14 protein-coding genes are annotated in these 17919 nt (G+C 52.6%); 5 read left to right on the top strand and 9 right to left on the bottom strand.

All coding sequences use genetic code 11. The features are described from left to right. Window positions 1–221: 221 nt before the first annotated feature. From ldtD to WB371_RS03215, 3 genes are all read left to right on the top strand, one after another. Window positions 222–2048, top strand: coding sequence for a L,D-transpeptidase (ldtD, locus tag WB371_RS03225; protein ID WP_336218691.1), 1827 nt, complete (start codon window positions 222–224; stop codon window positions 2046–2048). A 178-nt stretch (window positions 2049–2226) separates the two neighbouring features. After that, window positions 2227–2775 carry a YcbK family protein gene (locus tag WB371_RS03220; protein ID WP_336218690.1) on the top strand — a complete coding sequence of 183 codons (549 nt, stop codon included), beginning with the start codon at window positions 2227–2229 and terminating at the stop codon, window positions 2773–2775. Between the two features lie 19 nt (window positions 2776–2794). Continuing rightward, entirely contained in the window at window positions 2795–3442 is a 648-nt protein-coding gene (locus WB371_RS03215; protein ID WP_336218689.1) for an MBL fold metallo-hydrolase, read from the top strand. 97 nt (window positions 3443–3539) lie between these two features. Here the strand turns inward: WB371_RS03215 and aspC are convergent, their stop codons facing one another. From aspC to pncB, 4 genes are all read right to left on the bottom strand, one after another. Further along, entirely contained in the window at window positions 3540–4730 is a 1191-nt protein-coding gene (gene aspC, locus WB371_RS03210) for an aspartate transaminase (RefSeq protein ID WP_336218688.1), read from the bottom strand. 183 nt (window positions 4731–4913) lie between these two features. Continuing rightward, window positions 4914–6038, bottom strand: coding sequence for a porin OmpF (ompF, locus tag WB371_RS03205; RefSeq protein WP_336218687.1), 1125 nt, complete (start codon window positions 6036–6038; stop codon window positions 4914–4916). A gap of 603 nt (window positions 6039–6641) precedes the next feature. After that, window positions 6642–8051, bottom strand: a complete 1410-nt coding sequence (gene asnS / locus WB371_RS03200) for an asparagine--tRNA ligase (protein ID WP_336218686.1) — start codon at window positions 8049–8051, stop codon at window positions 6642–6644. Window positions 8052–8216: 165 nt separating this feature from the next. Next, window positions 8217–9419: a nicotinate phosphoribosyltransferase gene (pncB, locus tag WB371_RS03195; protein ID WP_336218685.1), complete on the bottom strand. Its 1203-nt coding sequence runs from the start codon at window positions 9417–9419 to the stop codon at window positions 8217–8219. A 266-nt stretch (window positions 9420–9685) separates the two neighbouring features. On the opposite strand from pncB, the gene pepN reads away from it, so the two are divergent. After that, window positions 9686–12298: an aminopeptidase N gene (gene pepN, locus WB371_RS03190; RefSeq protein ID WP_336218684.1), complete on the top strand. Its 2613-nt coding sequence runs from the start codon at window positions 9686–9688 to the stop codon at window positions 12296–12298. 105 nt (window positions 12299–12403) lie between these two features. Here the strand turns inward: pepN and ssuB are convergent, their stop codons facing one another. From ssuB to ssuE, 5 genes are read right to left on the bottom strand one after another with little or no spacing between them, the layout of a single operon-like run. Then, a complete protein-coding gene (ssuB, locus tag WB371_RS03185) occupies window positions 12404–13171 on the bottom strand; it encodes an aliphatic sulfonates ABC transporter ATP-binding protein (protein ID WP_336218683.1) in 768 nt (255 codons plus the stop codon). After that, window positions 13168–13959 (bottom strand): aliphatic sulfonate ABC transporter permease SsuC, encoded by a 792-nt coding sequence (gene ssuC, locus WB371_RS03180; protein ID WP_336218682.1) that lies wholly within the window; start codon window positions 13957–13959, stop codon window positions 13168–13170. The genes ssuB and ssuC overlap by 4 nt, the downstream gene beginning before the upstream one ends. A gap of 11 nt (window positions 13960–13970) precedes the next feature. Then, complete coding sequence (gene ssuD / locus WB371_RS03175; RefSeq protein WP_336218681.1) at window positions 13971–15116, bottom strand: FMNH2-dependent alkanesulfonate monooxygenase; 1146 nt, start codon at window positions 15114–15116, stop codon at window positions 13971–13973. Next, window positions 15113–16084 (bottom strand): sulfonate ABC transporter substrate-binding protein, encoded by a 972-nt coding sequence (locus WB371_RS03170; RefSeq protein ID WP_336218680.1) that lies wholly within the window; start codon window positions 16082–16084, stop codon window positions 15113–15115. Before WB371_RS03170 ends, ssuD begins: the two co-directional genes overlap by 4 nt. Further along, window positions 16077–16652 carry an NADPH-dependent FMN reductase gene (ssuE, locus tag WB371_RS03165; RefSeq protein WP_336218679.1) on the bottom strand — a complete coding sequence of 192 codons (576 nt, stop codon included), beginning with the start codon at window positions 16650–16652 and terminating at the stop codon, window positions 16077–16079. Before ssuE ends, WB371_RS03170 begins: the two co-directional genes overlap by 8 nt. A gap of 241 nt (window positions 16653–16893) precedes the next feature. Here ssuE and pyrD point away from each other — a divergent pair, with 241 nt between their 5' ends. Beyond that, the gene (gene pyrD / locus WB371_RS03160) at window positions 16894–17904 is read left to right on the top strand and encodes a quinone-dependent dihydroorotate dehydrogenase (protein ID WP_336218678.1); all 1011 of its coding nucleotides are present in this window, start codon (window positions 16894–16896) and stop codon (window positions 17902–17904) included. Window positions 17905–17919 lie beyond the last annotated feature (15 nt).

The following is a 17919-nucleotide window of genomic DNA, read 5'->3' as shown; positions in this document are numbered from 1 at the left end:
CCCGGTGGCGTAAGCTTATCGGGCCGACCAAATTTGTATAACGCATTGATATGGCGATTTTATGTAAGCCGGATAAGGCGTCAGCCGCCATCCGGCAAAACCTCCACCGATTTTCTTTAAACTTCTTTACATTAGGTTAGGCAATCACATCTTTGCCTTTCTATAATAAAATAAAGCTCCGGTAGATGTGAGCATGTCGTAATGTAACCAGAGGGCAAGGGATGTTGCTTAAAAAAATGAGTGGTCGTCGGCTTTCGGCAATGAGTTTGTGTCTGGCTGTAGCATTCGCTCCACTGTTCAGTGTTCAGGCCGATGAGCCTGAAGTTATTCCTGGCGATGCACCTGTTGTTGCCAGTGAGCAAAGCCTCGCTCAGCCGCAGGCGCAATCTGCGGCAACTGCCATGATGGCGGGTTTACAGCCTCTCCCTGAAGGGGCGGCGGAAAAAGCGCGTACTGAATTGCAGTCACATCTCCCCGCTGGCTACACGCCGGTGTATATGAACCAGCTTGAACTGCTCTACGCAGCACGCGATATGAAACCGATGTGGGAAAATCGCGACGCCACCAAAGCGTTCCAGCAGCAGCTTGCTGAGGTGGCTATTGCCGGTTTCCAGCCGCAATTTACGACCTGGGTGGCCCTGTTGACCGATCCGTCCGTCAACGGTTTGACGCGCGATCTGGTGCTGTCCGATGCCATGATGGGTTATCTCCACTTTCTCGCTAATATTCCGGTAAAAGGGAATCGCTGGCTTTACAGCAGTAAGCCGTATGCGCTGGCGACGCCGCCGCTGTCGGTGATTAACCAGTGGCAGGTTGCGCTGGATAATGGGCAGCTCCCGACATTCATTGCCGAACTGGCGCCTCAGCATCCGCAATATGCGTCGATGCATGCTTCGCTAGTGCAACTGGTCGGAGATTCTCGCCCGTGGCCGCAGTTAACCAGCAAAACGACGCTGCGACCGGGTCAGTGGAGTAATGATGTACCGGCACTGCGTGAAATCCTGCAGCGCACCGGAATGCTGGAAAGCGGGCCAAAAATTGCGCTGCCTGAAGATGGAACATCCGCAGAAGCGGTGGTGAGTCCATCTGCGGCTAATGTTGATCAGAACGCACCGCGCAGTAAGCCGGCTCCGGCGGTACGTGCGGCCTATGATAACGAGCTCGTCGAAGCCGTTAAGCGTTTCCAGTCCTGGCAGGGACTGGGGGCGGACGGGACCATTGGACCTGCCACACGTGACTGGTTAAATGTGACCCCGGCGCAGCGTGCGGGCGTGCTGGCGCTCAATATCCAGCGTCTGCGTCTGCTCCCGGCGGAGCTGTCGACGGGAATTATGGTCAATATTCCGGCATACTCGCTGGTCTATTATCAGAACGGCAATGAGGTGCTGGCATCCCGTGTCATTGTCGGACGTCCTGATCGTAAAACACCAATGATGAGTAGTGCGCTGAATAATGTGGTGGTCAACCCGCCGTGGAATGTCCCGCCGACGCTGGCGCGAAAAGATATTTTGCCAAAACTGTGGAACGATCCGGGCTACCTCGAACGTCATGGCTATACGGTGATGCGCGGCTGGAACAGTAAAGAGGCGATAGATCCCTGGCAGGTTGATTGGTCAACGATCACGCCGTCAAACCTGCCGTTCCGCTTTCAGCAGGCACCCGGCGCGCATAACTCACTTGGCCGCTACAAGTTCAATATGCCAAGTTCAGATGCCATCTATCTACACGATACGCCAAATCATAATCTGTTCCAGAGAGATACCCGGGCGTTGAGTTCGGGTTGTGTACGCGTGAACAAAGCGTCGGAACTGGCGAATATGTTGCTACAGGATGCGGGCTGGAACGATACGCGGATTTCCGATGCGTTGAAGCAGGGCGATACGCGCTATGTCAATATCCGCCAGACAATCCCGGTTAACCTTTACTACCTGACGGCATTTGTTGGCGCGGATGGACGCACGCAGTATCGTACAGATATTTACAATTATGATCTCACAGCGCGATCCAGCGCACAAATCGTGGCAAAAGCAGAACAATTAATCAGGTAAATGAAGACGTTCTGGTTAATCTGTTGTCGTAATAGTTGGCAGTGACAGGGGCATCGGGCCAGAAGCCCCGCCATTACTGGAGTCAGGTTATCTTGACGGCGGCTTTGTTGCCAGTTAAGGTGCCTCCCGTGCGCTGAAGCATATAGACGATAACTCTTGACCTGTAGACCTTATTACCATGGATACATTTGACGCTAATCGCCGCAAACTGCTGGTGTTAGGTGGGGCTGCCCTCGGCGCCGCCATCTTACCTTCGCCTGCATTTGCCACACTCTCTACCCCGCGTCCGCGCATTTTGACTCTCAACAACCTCCATACGGGAGAGTCAATTAAAGCGGAATTTTTTGATGGCAGAGCTTATATTCAGGATGAATTAGCCAAACTTAACCATTTTTTCCGTGACTACCGCGCGAATAAGGTAAAGTCCATCGATCCGAGGCTTTTCGACCAGCTTTTTCGTTTGCAGGGGTTGTTGGGAACCCGCAAACCAGTGCAGTTGATATCCGGCTACCGGTCGCTGGATACCAATAATGAATTGCGTTCTCGCAGTCGTGGGGTTGCAAAGCAAAGCTATCACACGAAAGGCCAGGCCATGGATTTTCACATTGAAGGGATTTCGTTAAGTAATATTCGCAAAGCCGCGTTATCTCTGCGCGCAGGTGGTGTAGGATACTACCCACGCAGTAACTTTGTGCATATTGACACCGGGCCGATGCGGCACTGGTGATTAACGAAACAGGAGCAGTATGAACTATCGTATTATTCCGGTCACCGCCTTTTCCCAGAACTGCTCATTGATCTGGTGTGAGCAAACGCGTCTTGCTGCGCTTGTCGATCCTGGCGGCGATGCCGGGAAAATTAAACAGGAAGTGGACGCCAGTGGCGTAACGTTGACACAGATTCTGCTTACGCATGGGCATCTCGATCATGTCGGGGCTGCGGCGGAACTGGCGCAGCATTATGCCGTACCGGTATTCGGGCCGGAAAAAGAAGATGAGTTCTGGCTGCAGGGATTACCTGCTCAGAGTCGCATGTTTGGCCTGGGTGAGTGTCAGCCACTGACTCCGGACCGTTGGTTTAACGAAGGAGACCGTGTCAGCGTAGGGAATGTGACTTTACAGGTGTTACATTGCCCTGGTCATACGCCCGGACACGTTGTTTTCTTTGACGAGCATTCCCGGCTTCTTATTTCAGGCGATGTGATTTTTAAAGGCGGCGTAGGGCGCAGTGATTTCCCGCGCGGCGATCACAACCAGCTGATTGACTCAATCAAACGTAAGTTGCTGCCACTGGGCGATGATGTGACCTTTATTCCCGGTCATGGACCGCTGTCGACGCTGGGCTACGAACGGTTGCATAATCCGTTCCTGCAAGATGAAATGCCTGTCTGGTAACAGAACGATAATTCCTGCCAGGCCGGATAAGACGTGAGTCGCCATCCGACAAAAAAAGCCCGCATCCGCGCGCGGGCTTTATCTTTTGAGTGAATCCTTACAGCACGGCGACAATCGCTTCACACAGCGGCGCCATATTATCCGGTGTCATACCGGCAACGTTTACACGGCCGGAAGCCACCGCGTAGACACCAAACTCTTCACGCAGACGCAGAACCTGTTCTTTGGTCAGGCCGCTGAAAGAGAACATTCCATTTTGCTTAATGATAAAGCTGAAATCGCGCTCAGCACCTTTCTCCTGCAGGGTATTCACAAACAGCAGACGCATACGCTGAATGCGCTGGCGCATGTCGGTCAGTTCCTGCTCCCAGATTGCGCGGAGCGCATCGTTGCTAAGGATTGTTGCAACAACGGACGCACCGTGGGCCGGAGGGTTGGAGTAGTTTGCACGAATCGCCGATTTCATCTGGCTGAAAGCGCGGTCAACGGTTTCCGCATCCGCGGCTACCAGCGTACAAGCTCCCACGCGTTCGTTATACAGGCCAAAGTTTTTAGAGTAGGAACTCGCAACGATCAGCTCTTTGTGCAGCGCGGCAAACGCGCGAAGGCCTTCCGCATCTTCTTCCAGACCGCGGGCGAAGCCCTGGTAAGCGAAATCGAACAGCGGTAACCAACCTTTTTCTACGGAAAGCTGGGCTAAGGTCTGCCATTGCTCCAGCGTGGGATCAATACCGGTTGGGTTGTGGCAGCAGCCGTGGAACAGAACAACATCGCCCGCCTGGGCTTCGTTCAGGCTGTTCAGCAACGCGTCGAAATCCAGAGAATGGTTCTCTGCGTCGTAATAACGGTACTCGCAGACTTCAAGACCCGCAGAATTGAAAACGCTCTTATGATTCGGCCAGCTTGGATTGCTCACCCATACGCGTTTTACCGAAGTATTTTTCGCCAGGAAGTCTGCCGCGACGCGCAGAGCGCCGGTACCGCCTGGTGTTTGCGCCGTGCGGGCACGCTTGTCGCTAACCAGCGCGCTGCCCTTGCCGAACAGCAATTCCTGTGTGCAACGGCCGAATTCCGGAATACCGTCAATGCCGAGGTAGTTTTTTGTTGTTTCATTTTCGAGTAAATACTGCTCGGCTTTTTTAACACTGGTCAGCACTGGCGTTTTGCCAGTTTCATCTTTATAGACACCGATCCCAAGGTTAATTTTTGAAGGACGGTCATCAGCACGAAACAGATCGGCCAGACCCAGAATAGGGTCGGCAGGAGCGGCGGTTATGTTCTCAAACATGACGAGGTTCCATTGTGGTTACTGAAGGGAAATCCGTTATCAGGTTAACGGTAGATTTACAAAATGCCAACCGTTAGTGATGAAAAGTCCGTAGGTTTTGTGAAGTCGCAAGATTTTGCTATTCGGCATAAAAAAACAGGACCGAAGTCCTGTTTTTTAGGCATTTAGCAAAGGGCTCTGCTATTAGAACTGGTATACGATACCGACAGCGACGGTGTCGTCAGAGCCTACGCCCAGTTTGTTGTCAGAATCGATCTGGTTGATGATGTAGTCAACATAGGTAGACATGTTTTTGTTGAAGTAGTAAGTTGCACCGACTTCAACGTAGTTCACCAGATCTTCGCTACCAACACCTTCTACGTCTTTCGCTTTAGACTTGGTGTAAGCGATGGACGGACGCAGACCGAAGTCGAACTGGTACTGAGCCACTAACAGGATGTCCTGAGTTTTGTTCGCGAAACCACCGCTGATCGGGGTAGCGTTACGGGTTTCACCGTAGTTCGCTGCCAGATAGATGTTGTTCGCATCGTATTTCAGACCGGTTGCCCACTGCTCAGCTTTTTTGCCCTGACCACGGAGCAGCGGATTCTCTTGTGCATCGGTACGGTCAGCTGCGCCGTAAGCACCGACAATGCCGAAGCCTTCGAATTCATAGCTGATTGAACCGCCAACGCCGTCGCCGTTAGAACGACGAACATCGCTGAAGTTGTTGCTGGTCGGATCGGTTGGGTCAACTTCGTAGCTGCTTGCGCGCTCGTTTTTACCCAGATACTGCACGCCAAAGTTCAGGCCTTCAACCAGACCGAAGAAGTTGGAGTTACGGTAAGTTGCAACGCCGCCCACACGACCTACGAAGAAGTCATCGGTGTATGCGGTATCGCCACCAAATTCTGGCAGCATATCGGTGTAACCCAGCGCATCGTATACGATCCCGTAGTTACGACCATAGTCGAAGGAGCCAGCGTCACCGAATTTCAGACCTGCGAAGGCCAGACGGGTTTTGTTGCCATTCTGTGCGTCAGAACCACCTTCGGAATTGCTACCCTGGAAGTTGTATTCCCACTGGCCGTAACCGGTCAGTTGGTCATTAATCTGTGTTTCCCCTTTGAAGCCAAGACGAGCATAAGTCTGGTCGCCATCGCCAGCATAGCTGTTTTCGCCATTGTTTTTAGAAAAATAGTGCAGACCGACAGCTTTACCGTACAGGTCCAGCTTGTTGCCGTCTTTGTTATAGATTTCTGCAGCGTTAGCTGCGCCGGCTACCAGCAGGGCAGGGATTACCACTGCCAGAATATTGCGCTTCATCATTATTTATTACCCTCATTGGTTTTTTTATGACACCTGCCACTGCCGTCAATAAATTCTGTCAATAAATATTTACGGAACTATTGATGAGAGTTTGGTGTCTTTATGTGTCTGACAGGCATCTTTCCATTCAAACCAGGGTTTCGCTACAGTGAAAGTGCTACAAAGGTAAAGAATTAGTTTCAAAAAGAAAAAATATGTAACCAAATGTTGAATTTTTGGAACTTTGTGAACGACTTCAAACTTCGAAACGATTTCAGTTTCAAAACTCGCCACCCTTATCTATTTATATGATTTTCTTATCTTTAATTTAGATAAAAGAAAAGGCATGTACAGAAAGTAGCCGTATTCGATTTTGCTTATGGCAGTTTATGGACGTCTGGAATGCTGTGAATGTGTCTAAAAACCATGCTATTGATGAGAAAATACTAATCCGCAATAATAATGCGGTTTATTTTTTGTACGCAAATATTACAGCGTAATGTCTGGTCACAGATGCGGGAATTTAATGACAGGGATCGGAGAATTGCTGACTTATACACACAAAAAATAACATTTTACGCGAGTAAAAAAGGCCAGTAAAACTGGCCTTTGTGGAAATGGTTATTAGAACGACGCGTTACGAGGCGTACGTGGGAAGGGAATCACGTCGCGTACGTTTTGCACACCGGTGACATAGGCGATCAGACGCTCGAAGCCCAGACCGAAACCGGAATGTGGAACGGTACCGTAGCGACGCAGATCGCGATACCACCAGTAATCTTCTTTGTTCAGGCCCATTTCAAGCATACGCGCATCCAGAATATCCAGACGCTCTTCACGCTGAGAACCTCCGATGATTTCACCAATGCCCGGAGCGAGAACGTCCATCGCTGCGACGGTTTTACCGTCTTCGTTAAGGCGCATATAGAACGCTTTAATGTCTTTCGGATAGTTTTTAACCACTACCGGCGCTTTAAAGTGTTCTTCAGCCAGATAACGTTCGTGCTCGGAAGACAGATCTACGCCCCAGTAAACCGGGTTCTCGAATTTTCTGCCTTTCTTAATGCACTCTTCCAGAATGGCTACGGCATCGGTGTAATCCACCTGGGCGAAATCTGCCTCAATGAAGCGCTCCAGACGGTTAATGGCATCTTTGTCCACGCGCTCTGCGAAGAACTTCATGTCGTCAGCACGCTCAGTCAACACGGCATTGAATGCATATTTCAGCATGGCTTCCGCCAGGCCGGCAATGTCATTCAGGTTGGCGAACGCGACTTCGGGCTCCAGCATCCAGAACTCCGCCAGATGACGGCTGGTGTTGGAATTTTCCGCACGGAACGTCGGGCCGAAGGTATAGATTTTCGACAGCGCGCAGGCGTAAGTTTCGCCGTTCAACTGACCGGATACCGTCAGGAAGGATTCTTTACCAAAGAAGTCTTTGTCAAAGTCAACTTTGCCCTGATCGTTACGCGGCAGGTTCTCCAGATCCAGTGTCGACACGCGGAACATCTCGCCGGCACCTTCGGTATCTGAGGCAGTTATCAGCGGGGTTGAAACCCAGAAGAAACCCTGCTCATCGAAGAAGCGATGCAGTGCTTGAGCCAGCGTATGACGAACGCGTGCGACGGCACCAATCATGTTGGTACGCGGACGCAGGTGTGCGACTTCACGCAGGTACTCAATGCTGTGGCGCTTGGCGGCCATCGGGTAAGTATCGGGATCTTCAACCCAACCGCTGACTTCAACCTCTGTCGCCTGAATCTCAAAACTCTGTCCTTGTCCAGGAGAGGCAACCACTTTACCGGTCACGATAACAGAGCAGCCTGTGGTCAGACGCAGCACTTCTTCATTGTAATTGGGCAGAGAATTATTGATGACGGCCTGTACAGGATCAAAGCAGGAACCGTCATAAACGGCGAGGAAGGAGATGCCAGCTTTTGAATCTCGGCGGGTACGTACCCATCCGCGCACGGTGACTTCGCTGTCAACGGCTACGCGGCCCTGGAGTACGTCGGCTACAGGCACAACGCTCATAATATTCTCTCTGTTAATAGTCCGATATATAAAAAGATGTCCCCCGAAATAGGGGGGATTCCTATGTTACCTGGCATCTGCAATCAGACAAGCAGAATTCACAGGCAAAGAGAAAGATTTCAGAAATAAACGTGAAAAGGGAGTCGATGCGACTCCCTGAGAAGATTAACTGGCTTTCTTGATATGTGGTAAATCGAATGCTTTACGCAGCGCCCGAACAAAGGCTTTATCGTGACAAATCGTTTTGCCGGGACTGTCAGACAGTTTTGCCACCGGTTTGCCGTTACACTCGACCAGCTTGATGACAATGTTCAGCGGCTTAACCTGGGGGAGATCACAGGTGAGTCGTGTGCCGATACCGAAACTGAGTTTTACGCGAGAAGAGAAGTGGCGATAAAGTTCGACTGCTTTATGCAGATCAAGGTTATCGGAGAACACCAGCGTTTTGCTGTGTGGATCGATACCTAATTTTTCATAATGGGTGATAGCCTTCTCGCCCCATTCAACCGGATCGCCTGAATCATGACGCAGTCCCTGATAGCGCGTGGCGAATTCAGCGCCAAAGTCGCGTAAAAAGGCGTCCATCGTAATGCAATCCGTCAACGCGATACCCAGTTTATCCGGATATTCATTCAACCATGCGGCCAGAGCGGCGCGCTGGCTGGTGGCGAGCTCGGGACTAATTTGCTGATGCGCCTGGAACCACTCGTGCGCCTGTGTCCCCATTGGCGTGAGCGACAGGCGGCGGGCCAGATCGTAGTTGCTGGTGCCGACAAACCACGGCTCTTGTTGCAAACGTTGCACAATGGCCTGCTGCACGTCGCGAGAAAAACGACGGCGGGTACCAAAATCCATCAGATGGAAGCGGGACATATCGAGATTGGCGGTTAACGCAGAGAAATCGACTAATTTAGACTCCAGCGTTTCAAGGGCTTGTGCGACGCCCATTTCCGGCGAGCGATAGCGATGGACAAGTTCGCTGATTACGGCCAGCAGCGGGACTTCCCACATAATGACTTCGCGCCAGGGGCCGGTTAAACGGATATTCAGTTTCCCGTTGTCATTGCTGACAGTAACCTGTTGCGGGTTATAGCGAAAATCGCGCAGCCAACTGAGGTAATCCGCTTTGAAGAACGGCAGGCCAGAGAGCCACTGATACTCTTCATCCTGAAGCCGCAGATGCTGCATCGCATTGACCTGCTCGCGAATAATATCGGCGTAGATCCCCAACAGGTCATCGCCACGGCAACGAAATTCAGCCGCTACCTGCACATCATAGTAGTGGTGAAATACGGCTTGCTGCATATGCAATTTATAAGCATCTGTATCCAGCAACGAGTGCAGAACAGGAGAAGCGAATTGTGTCATAGGTGCGCAGTAGCATCCTCTCGCGGGAGCGTTTAGTACAATAAACAACTAAGAAAACCGCTGGAGTATACCTTGTTTAGCGATTTATTGAACCCCGATCACACCATAAGCTGATGTTGGGGTCGAGTGCATTTCGTGCCGCGTGTTATAAAAATGTAGCAAAATGAGTGTTTGTCCCTGAAAAGATGAACATTCTGCGTAGCGCGTTTTACGCAACAGGAATAGACTGGAGTCGAGACTCTTCAAAAGATGCTAAAGGTTTTTTTATGACACAACAGCCACAAGCCAAATACCGCCACGACTACCGTGCGCCGGATTACCAGATTACTGATATTGACTTGACCTTTGACCTGGACGCTGAAAAAACGGTGGTCACGGCAGTGAGTCAGGCTGTTCGTCATGGCGCATCGGATGCCCCACTGAAGCTGGACGGGGAAGATCTGACGCTGGTCTCTCTTCACGTCAACGATAAGCCGTGGACTGCATATAAAGAAGAAGAGGGTGCGCTGGTAATAAGCGAGCTGCCTGAGCGTTTTACGTTACGTATTGTTAATGAAATCAGCCCGGCGGCGAACACGGCGCTGGAAGGCCTGTATCAATCAGGCGATGCGCTGTGTACGCAGTGCGAAGCAGAAGGTTTCCGTCATATCACCTGGTATCTCGACCGTCCGGATGTACTGGCGCGTTTTACCACCAAAATCATCGCTGACAAAGTGAAGTATCCCTTCCTGCTCTCAAACGGCAATCGTACTGGCGAAGGCGAACTGGAAAACGGTCGTCACTGGGTTCAGTGGCAGGATCCGTTCCCGAAACCATGCTATCTGTTTGCGCTGGTTGCCGGTGATTTCGACGTCTTGCGTGACACGTTCACCACCCGTTCCGGGCGTGAAGTGGCGCTGGAGCTGTATGTTGACCGGGGAAATCTCGATCGTGCGCCGTGGGCGATGACATCGTTGCAGAACTCCATGAAGTGGGACGAAGAGCGCTTCGGCCTGGAGTACGATCTCGACATCTATATGATTGTCGCCGTCGACTTTTTTAATATGGGCGCGATGGAGAACAAAGGCCTTAATATCTTTAACTCTAAATACGTGCTGGCGCGCACCGATACCGCAACCGACAAAGATTATCTCGATATTGAACGTGTCATTGGTCACGAGTATTTCCACAACTGGACCGGTAACCGCGTCACCTGTCGGGACTGGTTCCAGTTGAGCCTGAAAGAGGGGCTTACCGTTTTCCGCGATCAGGAGTTCAGTTCAGATCTCGGTTCCCGCGCGGTTAACCGGATCAGCAACGTACGCACAATGCGTGGCCTGCAATTTGCCGAAGATGCCAGCCCGATGGCGCATCCCATCCGCCCGGACATGGTCATTGAGATGAACAACTTCTACACCCTGACCGTTTATGAGAAGGGCGCGGAAGTGATTCGTATGATTCATACCTTACTGGGCGAAGCGAATTTCCAGAAAGGGATGCAACTGTATTTTGAGCGCCATGATGGCAGTGCGGCCACCTGTGATGATTTTGTTCAGGCGATGGAGGACGCTTCAAACGTCGATCTGTCCCATTTCCGCCGCTGGTACAGCCAGTCCGGCACGCCGGTTGTCACGGTTAAAGATGACTACAACCCGGAAACCGAGCAGTACACACTGACGATAAGCCAGCGCACGCCGGCAACGGCAGACCAGGCTGAAAAACAGCCCCTGCATATTCCTTTTGCCATTGAACTGTACGACAACGAAGGCAAGGTAATTCCGCTGCAAAAAGGCGGGCATCCGGTTAACGCGGTGCTGAACGTCACGCAGGCGGAGCAGACGTTTGTGTTCGATAACGTTTATTTCCAGCCGGTACCGGCGCTGCTATGCGAGTTTTCTGCTCCGGTGAAACTGGAGTATAAATGGAGCGATCAGCAACTGACATTCCTGATGCGCCATGCCCGCAACGACTTCTCCCGTTGGGACGCGGCGCAAAGCCTGCTGGCAACGTATATCAAGCTGAATGTAGCGCGTCATCAGCAGGGGCAACCGCTCTCTTTGCCAGTTCATGTGGCAGACGCTTTCCGTGCGGTATTACTGGACGAGAAGATCGATCCGGCGCTGGCGGCGGAAATCCTGACGCTGCCTTCCGCGAACGAAATGGCCGAACTGTTTGATATCATCGATCCGCTGGCGATTGCGGAAGTTCGCGAAGCGTTAACGCGTACGCTGGCGACTGAACTGGCGGATGAGTTCCTGGCGATTTATAACGCCAATCATCAGGCTGAGTATCGCGTAGAACATGCGGACATTGGCAAGCGCACGTTGCGTAACGCCTGTCTGCGTTTCCTGGCTTTTGGTGAAACGACGCTGGCGGACACGCTGGTAAGCAAGCAGTATCATGAAACCAACAACATGACCGATGCGCTGGCGGCGCTGTCTGCGGCTGTCGCTGCGCAGTTGCCGTGCCGGAATGCGCTGATGCAGGAATATGACGATAAGTGGCATCAGGACGGTCTGGTGATGGACAAATGGTTTATCCTGCAGGCGACCAGCCCGGCGGATAACGTCCTGGAAACGGTACGTCGTCTGTTGAAACACCGTTCATTCAGCATGGGTAACCCGAACCGTATTCGTTCACTGATTGGCGCGTTTGCAGGCAGCAACCCGGCGGCGTTCCATGCGGAGGATGGCAGTGGCTATCAGTTCCTGGTGGAGATGCTTACCGATCTTAACAGTCGTAACCCGCAGGTAGCCTCACGTTTGATTGAACCGTTGATCCGTCTGAAACGTTATGATGCCAAACGTCAGGAAAAAATGCGTGCGGCGCTTGAACAGTTGAAAGGGCTGAAGGATCTTTCCGGCGATCTGTTTGAGAAGATAACCAAAGCGTTAGTCTGAGACGTTGACCCGTCGTTTTGTAGGCCGGATAAGGCGGTAAAACCGCCATCCGGCAAAAATGCCCGGCGGCGTTCACGCTTACCGGGCCTGGAAGATCCTGAACGCTTATCCATGCCGACGGAGCGGCTGTTCCGTTACCCCACGCTGCATCACCCGGTTCAATACATCGGCTTCCAGTTCTGCTAAACGTACCGATCCCATGCGACGTGGTCGCGGAAGATCCACAGTCAGATCCAGCCCGATTTTGCCATCCTCAATAAGCAACACGCGATCAGCCATCGCGACGGCTTCGCTGACGTCGTGCGTCACCAGCAGCACAGTGAAACCGTGCTCCTGCCATAATGAGACAATAAGCTCCTGCATTTCGAGACGCGTTAACGCATCAAGAGCGCCAAGCGGTTCATCCAGCAACAGTAAACCCGGGCGGTGAATCAGCGCGCGGGCGAGGGCGACTCGCTGCTTTTGCCCACCGGAAAGCGCCGCCGGCCATTCTGCGGCCCGGTTTTCCAGTCCGACCGCTGCCAGCGCCTGACGCGCGTTGTCCCGCCAGTTTCCTTTTAGTCCCAACCCTACGTTATCAATAACAGACTTCCACGGCAGAAGTCGGGCATCCTGGAACATCATGCGGGTATCGTCCTGGTTCTCGCCAAGCGGCGTCGTCCCGGCTAACAGTTCACCCGCATTCGGCGATTCGAGTCCCGCCAGCAGGCGCAGCAGCGTACTTTTTCCACCGCCGCTACGGCCGACAATGGCGACAAACTGGCCTGCCGGAATGTGTAAATCGAGCCGGTTCAGGACGGTGTGATTCGCGTACTTTTTTGTCACCGCATTCAGCAAAAGCGGCGTACCCTGGTTCAGGCGGGCGGTGTTCATACGGTGGCCTCCTTTACATAATAAGCCGGGTTCCAGCGTAGCCAGAAGCGCTCCAGTATCTGCGCGCTGATATCAGCCAGTTTGCCGAGCAGAGCGTAAAGAATAATGGCGACAACAACGACATCCGTTTGCAGGAATTCCCGCGCATTCATCGCCAGATACCCGATCCCGGAATTGGCCGAAATGGTTTCCGCCACGATAAGCGTCAGCCACATCAGTCCCAGGGCAAAGCGCACGCCGACCATAATAGAGGGCAGGGCGCCAGGCAGGATCACATGAAGAAACAGTGAAAAACCGGATAACCCATAGCTACGCGCCATCTCAACCAGGCCGCGATCGATATTGCGGATCCCGTGCCAGGTGTTGATGTAGAGGGGAAAAAGCGTACCCAGAGCCACCAGAAAGATCTTGGCGGTTTCATCAATGCCAAACCACAAAATAACCAGCGGGATCAGCGCCAGATGCGGGATGTTACGCAACATCTGGATTGAGGTATCCAGCAGGCGTTCACCCCAGCGCGATAAGCCGCTGATAAGCCCCAGCGTCAGGCCAATCGAGCCGCCGATGGAAAAGCCAATCAGCGCCCGCCAGGAACTGATCGCCAGATGCTGCCAAAGTTCACCGCTGGCGGAGAGGGTCCAGAAAGCGGTCACCACGCCTTCCGGTGAAGGGAAAATTCGCCCGGAAAGCCAGCCAGCGGAGGAAGCCAGTTGCCAGACGACCACGATGCCCACCGGTAAAAACCAGGGAGCAACGCGTAATAACCATTTTTTGGTTGGCGTTGCCATCCTCTTACTCCTTAACTTTGCGCCGCTTTACGCGGGATAAATTCATTCGCCACCGCTTCGCCCTGCTGGTGCAAGCGCTGTGGCTGTGGGATTTCAGGTACTGCCACATCCAGATGCGGGAACAGCAGTTCCCCGACCTTGTAAGCCTCTTCCAGATGCGGATAACCAGAAAGCACAAAGCTATCAATGCCCAGCGCCGCATACTCATTGATCCGTGCCGCCACCGTTGGGCCGTCACCCACTAACGCGGTTCCTGCGCCACCGCGCACCAGACCGACGCCTGCCCACAGATTGGGGCTTATTTCCAGTTTGTCGCGTTTACCGTTATGCAGTGCCGCCATCCGGTGCTGACCGACAGAGTCAGTGCGGGCGAAGGCTGCCTGTGCTTTCGCAATGGTGTCGTCATCAAGATGGGCGATCAGTCTGTCTGCCGCTTGCCATGCCTCTTCGTTGGTTTCACGAACAATGACATGCAGACGAATGCCAAAACGCAGGGTACGTCCACGCGCCGCCGCTTTGGCGCGCACCTGGGTTATCTTCTCTTTCACCAGTTCTGGCGGTTCGCCCCAGGTGAGATAAAGATCGACCTGCTCTGCCGCCAGGTCCTGAGCGACGTCAGAAGAGCCGCCGAAATAGAGTGGCGGGTGCGGCTGCTGGATCGGCGGAAAGAACAGCTTTGCCCCGCGAACGTGGATATGCTTGCCGTTGAAATCCACGGTTTCACCCTGCAATAAACGACGCCAGACCTGGGTGAATTCAGAAGAGGCTTCATACCGTTCACTGTGATCGAGAAACACGCCGTCGCCTGCCAGTTCCTGCGGATCGCTACCGGTGACGAGGTTAAACAGCGCACGACCGTTGGAGAGCCGGTCGAGCGTGGCTGCCTGTCGTGCGGCGACGGTAGGAGACGTCACGCTCGGTCGCAGCGCCACCAGAAACTTGAGACGCTGGGTCACCGGGATCATGGATGCCGCGACCAGCCACGCGTCTTCGCAGGATCGTCCGGTTGGGATCAGCACGCCGGTAAATCCCAGCCGATCCGCCGTCTGGGCAATCTGCTGTAAATAACCGTGATCGACCGGGCGGGATCCTTCTTCTGTGCCCAGATAATGACCGTCACCGTGCGTTGGTAAAAACCAGAACATATTCAGGCTCATAATGATTTTCCTTCCTGTTGCGTGGGTTGCCAGATGCGCTGGCGGATATCGATTTTTTTCGGGACAAGGCGGTTGTCATAAAACAGATCTGCCGTTTGTTGTTGCAAAGCCGCAACGGAGGGGCTGACCGGTGAAATGGTGGTTGGCGGGCGATGATCGAGATACGAGGCAATCACCGGTTCCGGCAGCCCCATTGTTTTCGCCAGCAGCGCAATACTTTCCTGACGCTGGCTGAGGGTTAATGCGTCCGCCTGACTGAAGGTATCCAGCACGCCCTGAATGAATGCGCCATTTTTCTCAGCATACGGTCGCGCGGCGAGATAGAACGATCCCGTCTGTTTCAGATCGCTACCGTCTTTCAGTACGCGCACGCCACCCTGCAATAATGCCGCGGAATAGTAGGGATCCCAGATGGCCCAGGCATCGACGTTACCCTGCTGAAAGGCTGCACGGGCATCGGCGGGCGTCAAATAGATAGGTTGAATATCCGTAAATTTCAGTCCTGCCTGTTGCAGCGCGCGCAGCAACAGGTTGTGCGAACTGGACCCTTTCTGAAATGCCACCTTATGACCTTTCAGTTCCGCCACGGTTTTGATGGGACTGTTTTGTGGAACCAGAATCACTTCCGCTTTGGGCTTCGGTGGTTCAACACCGACATACACCAGGTCCGCACCGGCGGCCTGAGCGAAAATAGGGGGAATGTCCCCGGTGCTGCCCAGATCAATACTGCCGACATTCAGGGCTTCCAGCATTTGTGGTCCGGCCGGGAATTCTGTCCAGGTGATTTTGGTTTGCGGATAGCGTGTTTCCAGAAGTTGATGGCTTTTCGCCAGAACCATACTGACGCTGCCTTTCTGGTAACCGATACGCAGCGTAGCAGGAGAGGGTTCTGCCTGTGCCAGACCGGATAAAGCCAGAAGTCCAGCGAATGCCAGCCACGCCTTGCGAAGATGAATAAAATTACGCATGGGTCGCACCTCGCAGGGTAGCAACAGGGGGAACCTTGATGTCCCGGCGATGCAGGGCGTACCAGAACGTTTCCAGCGCGCTATCAAGGCGTAGTTGTAAATTGGGGGTGAAATCGGGCTTATGCTGGTAATCAAGGACCTGTGAATCATCGGCGAAAACACCGTGAAGGATTTCCTGCGCCTTCAGAGCGCTGAGCACCGGTTTCAGTGCGTAATCAACAGCAAGCAGATGCGCAACGGTGCCGCCCGTTGCCAGCGGCAACACCACTTTGCCTTCCAGCGCCCGTTCCGGCAGCAGATCGAGCAACGTTTTTAGCGCGCCGGAATACGCCGCTTTATAGACTGGCGTGGCGACAATGAGGCCATCGGCCTCATTCAACTGTGCAATAAGTGTTTTCAGGGCCGGGCTGTCAAAACGGGCATATAACAGATCGTCGGGTTCAAAATTGTGCAGATTCCAGTGGTAAATTTCCACGTCCCGCTGATTGAGTTTTTCCCGGGCGTACTCAAGCAGAGCACTGGAACGGGAGGGAAAGCGTGGGCTTCCCGCCAGAGTAATGACGCGCATAGATGCATTCTCCCCTTATAACTGAAAGTTCATTTTTATTTAATATTGATAACATTTTTGCAGTCTGACAGAGGGGAATGGGGAATCGAAATGATTTATGCGGCATAGAAAAGCTGAAAATTGCATAAAAAGATCGCAGCAAGGGAAACGTTTGCTTTTATTGCCACAGGTCAATTCCCTTTTTGGGCAATATCGCCCATAATACGCCCCCGGTTTGCACACCGGGAATCCAGGAGAGTTCATGTACTACCCCTTCGTTCGTAAAGCCCTTTTCCAGCTCGATCCTGAGCGCGCTCATGAATTAACATTTCAGCAATTACGCCGGGTAACGGGAACGCCGCTTGAAGCGTTGATCCGCCAGAAAGTGCCCGCAAAACCGGTAACCTGCATGGGATTAACGTTTAAAAATCCTCTTGGTCTGGCCGCTGGTCTGGACAAAGACGGCGAGTGTATTGACGCTCTCGGCGCGATGGGATTTGGGTCGATCGAGATAGGCACTGTGACACCGCGTCCACAGCCAGGCAACGATAAGCCGCGACTCTTTCGCCTGGTCGATGCTGAAGGTTTGATCAACCGTATGGGTTTTAATAACCACGGTGTGGATAACCTGGTTGAGAACGTTAAGAAAGCAAATTACGATGGTGTACTCGGGATTAATATTGGCAAAAATAAAGATACGCCGGTTGAGCAAGGTAAAGATGACTATCTGATTTGTATGGAAAAAATCTATTCCTGTGCCGGTTATATTGCGATTAATATATCCTCACCGAATACGCCGGGATTACGTTCACTGCAATATGGTGAGGCGCTGGATGATTTACTGGCGGCGGTTAAAAATAAGCAAAACGATCTGCAAACGATCCACCATAAATATGTTCCGATCGCCGTAAAGATCGCGCCGGATCTTTCTGAGGAAGAATTGATCCAGGTTGCTGATAGTTTAGTACGTCATAATATTGATGGTGTCATCGCCACCAATACGACACTCGATCGTTCCCTGGTTCAGGGAATGAAAAATTGCGATCAAATGGGTGGATTAAGTGGCCGCCCTCTGCAATTAAAAAGTACAGAAATTATTCGCCGCCTGTCTCAGGAATTAAAAGGTCAGTTACCGATTATTGGTGTCGGCGGAATCGACTCTGTCATTGCCGCGCGGGAGAAGATGGCTGCCGGGGCGTCACTGGTTCAGATCTATTCTGGCTTTATTTTTAAGGGGCCGCCACTGATTAAAGAAATCGTCACGCATATTTGATTAATTCTCTCTCTT

The sequence above is a fragment of the Citrobacter amalonaticus genome, from assembly GCF_037053465.1.
In the GTDB taxonomy this organism is placed as follows: Bacteria; Pseudomonadota; Gammaproteobacteria; order Enterobacterales; family Enterobacteriaceae; genus Citrobacter_A; species Citrobacter_A amalonaticus_H.
This window is presented reverse-complemented; position numbering and strand designations above follow the sequence as displayed.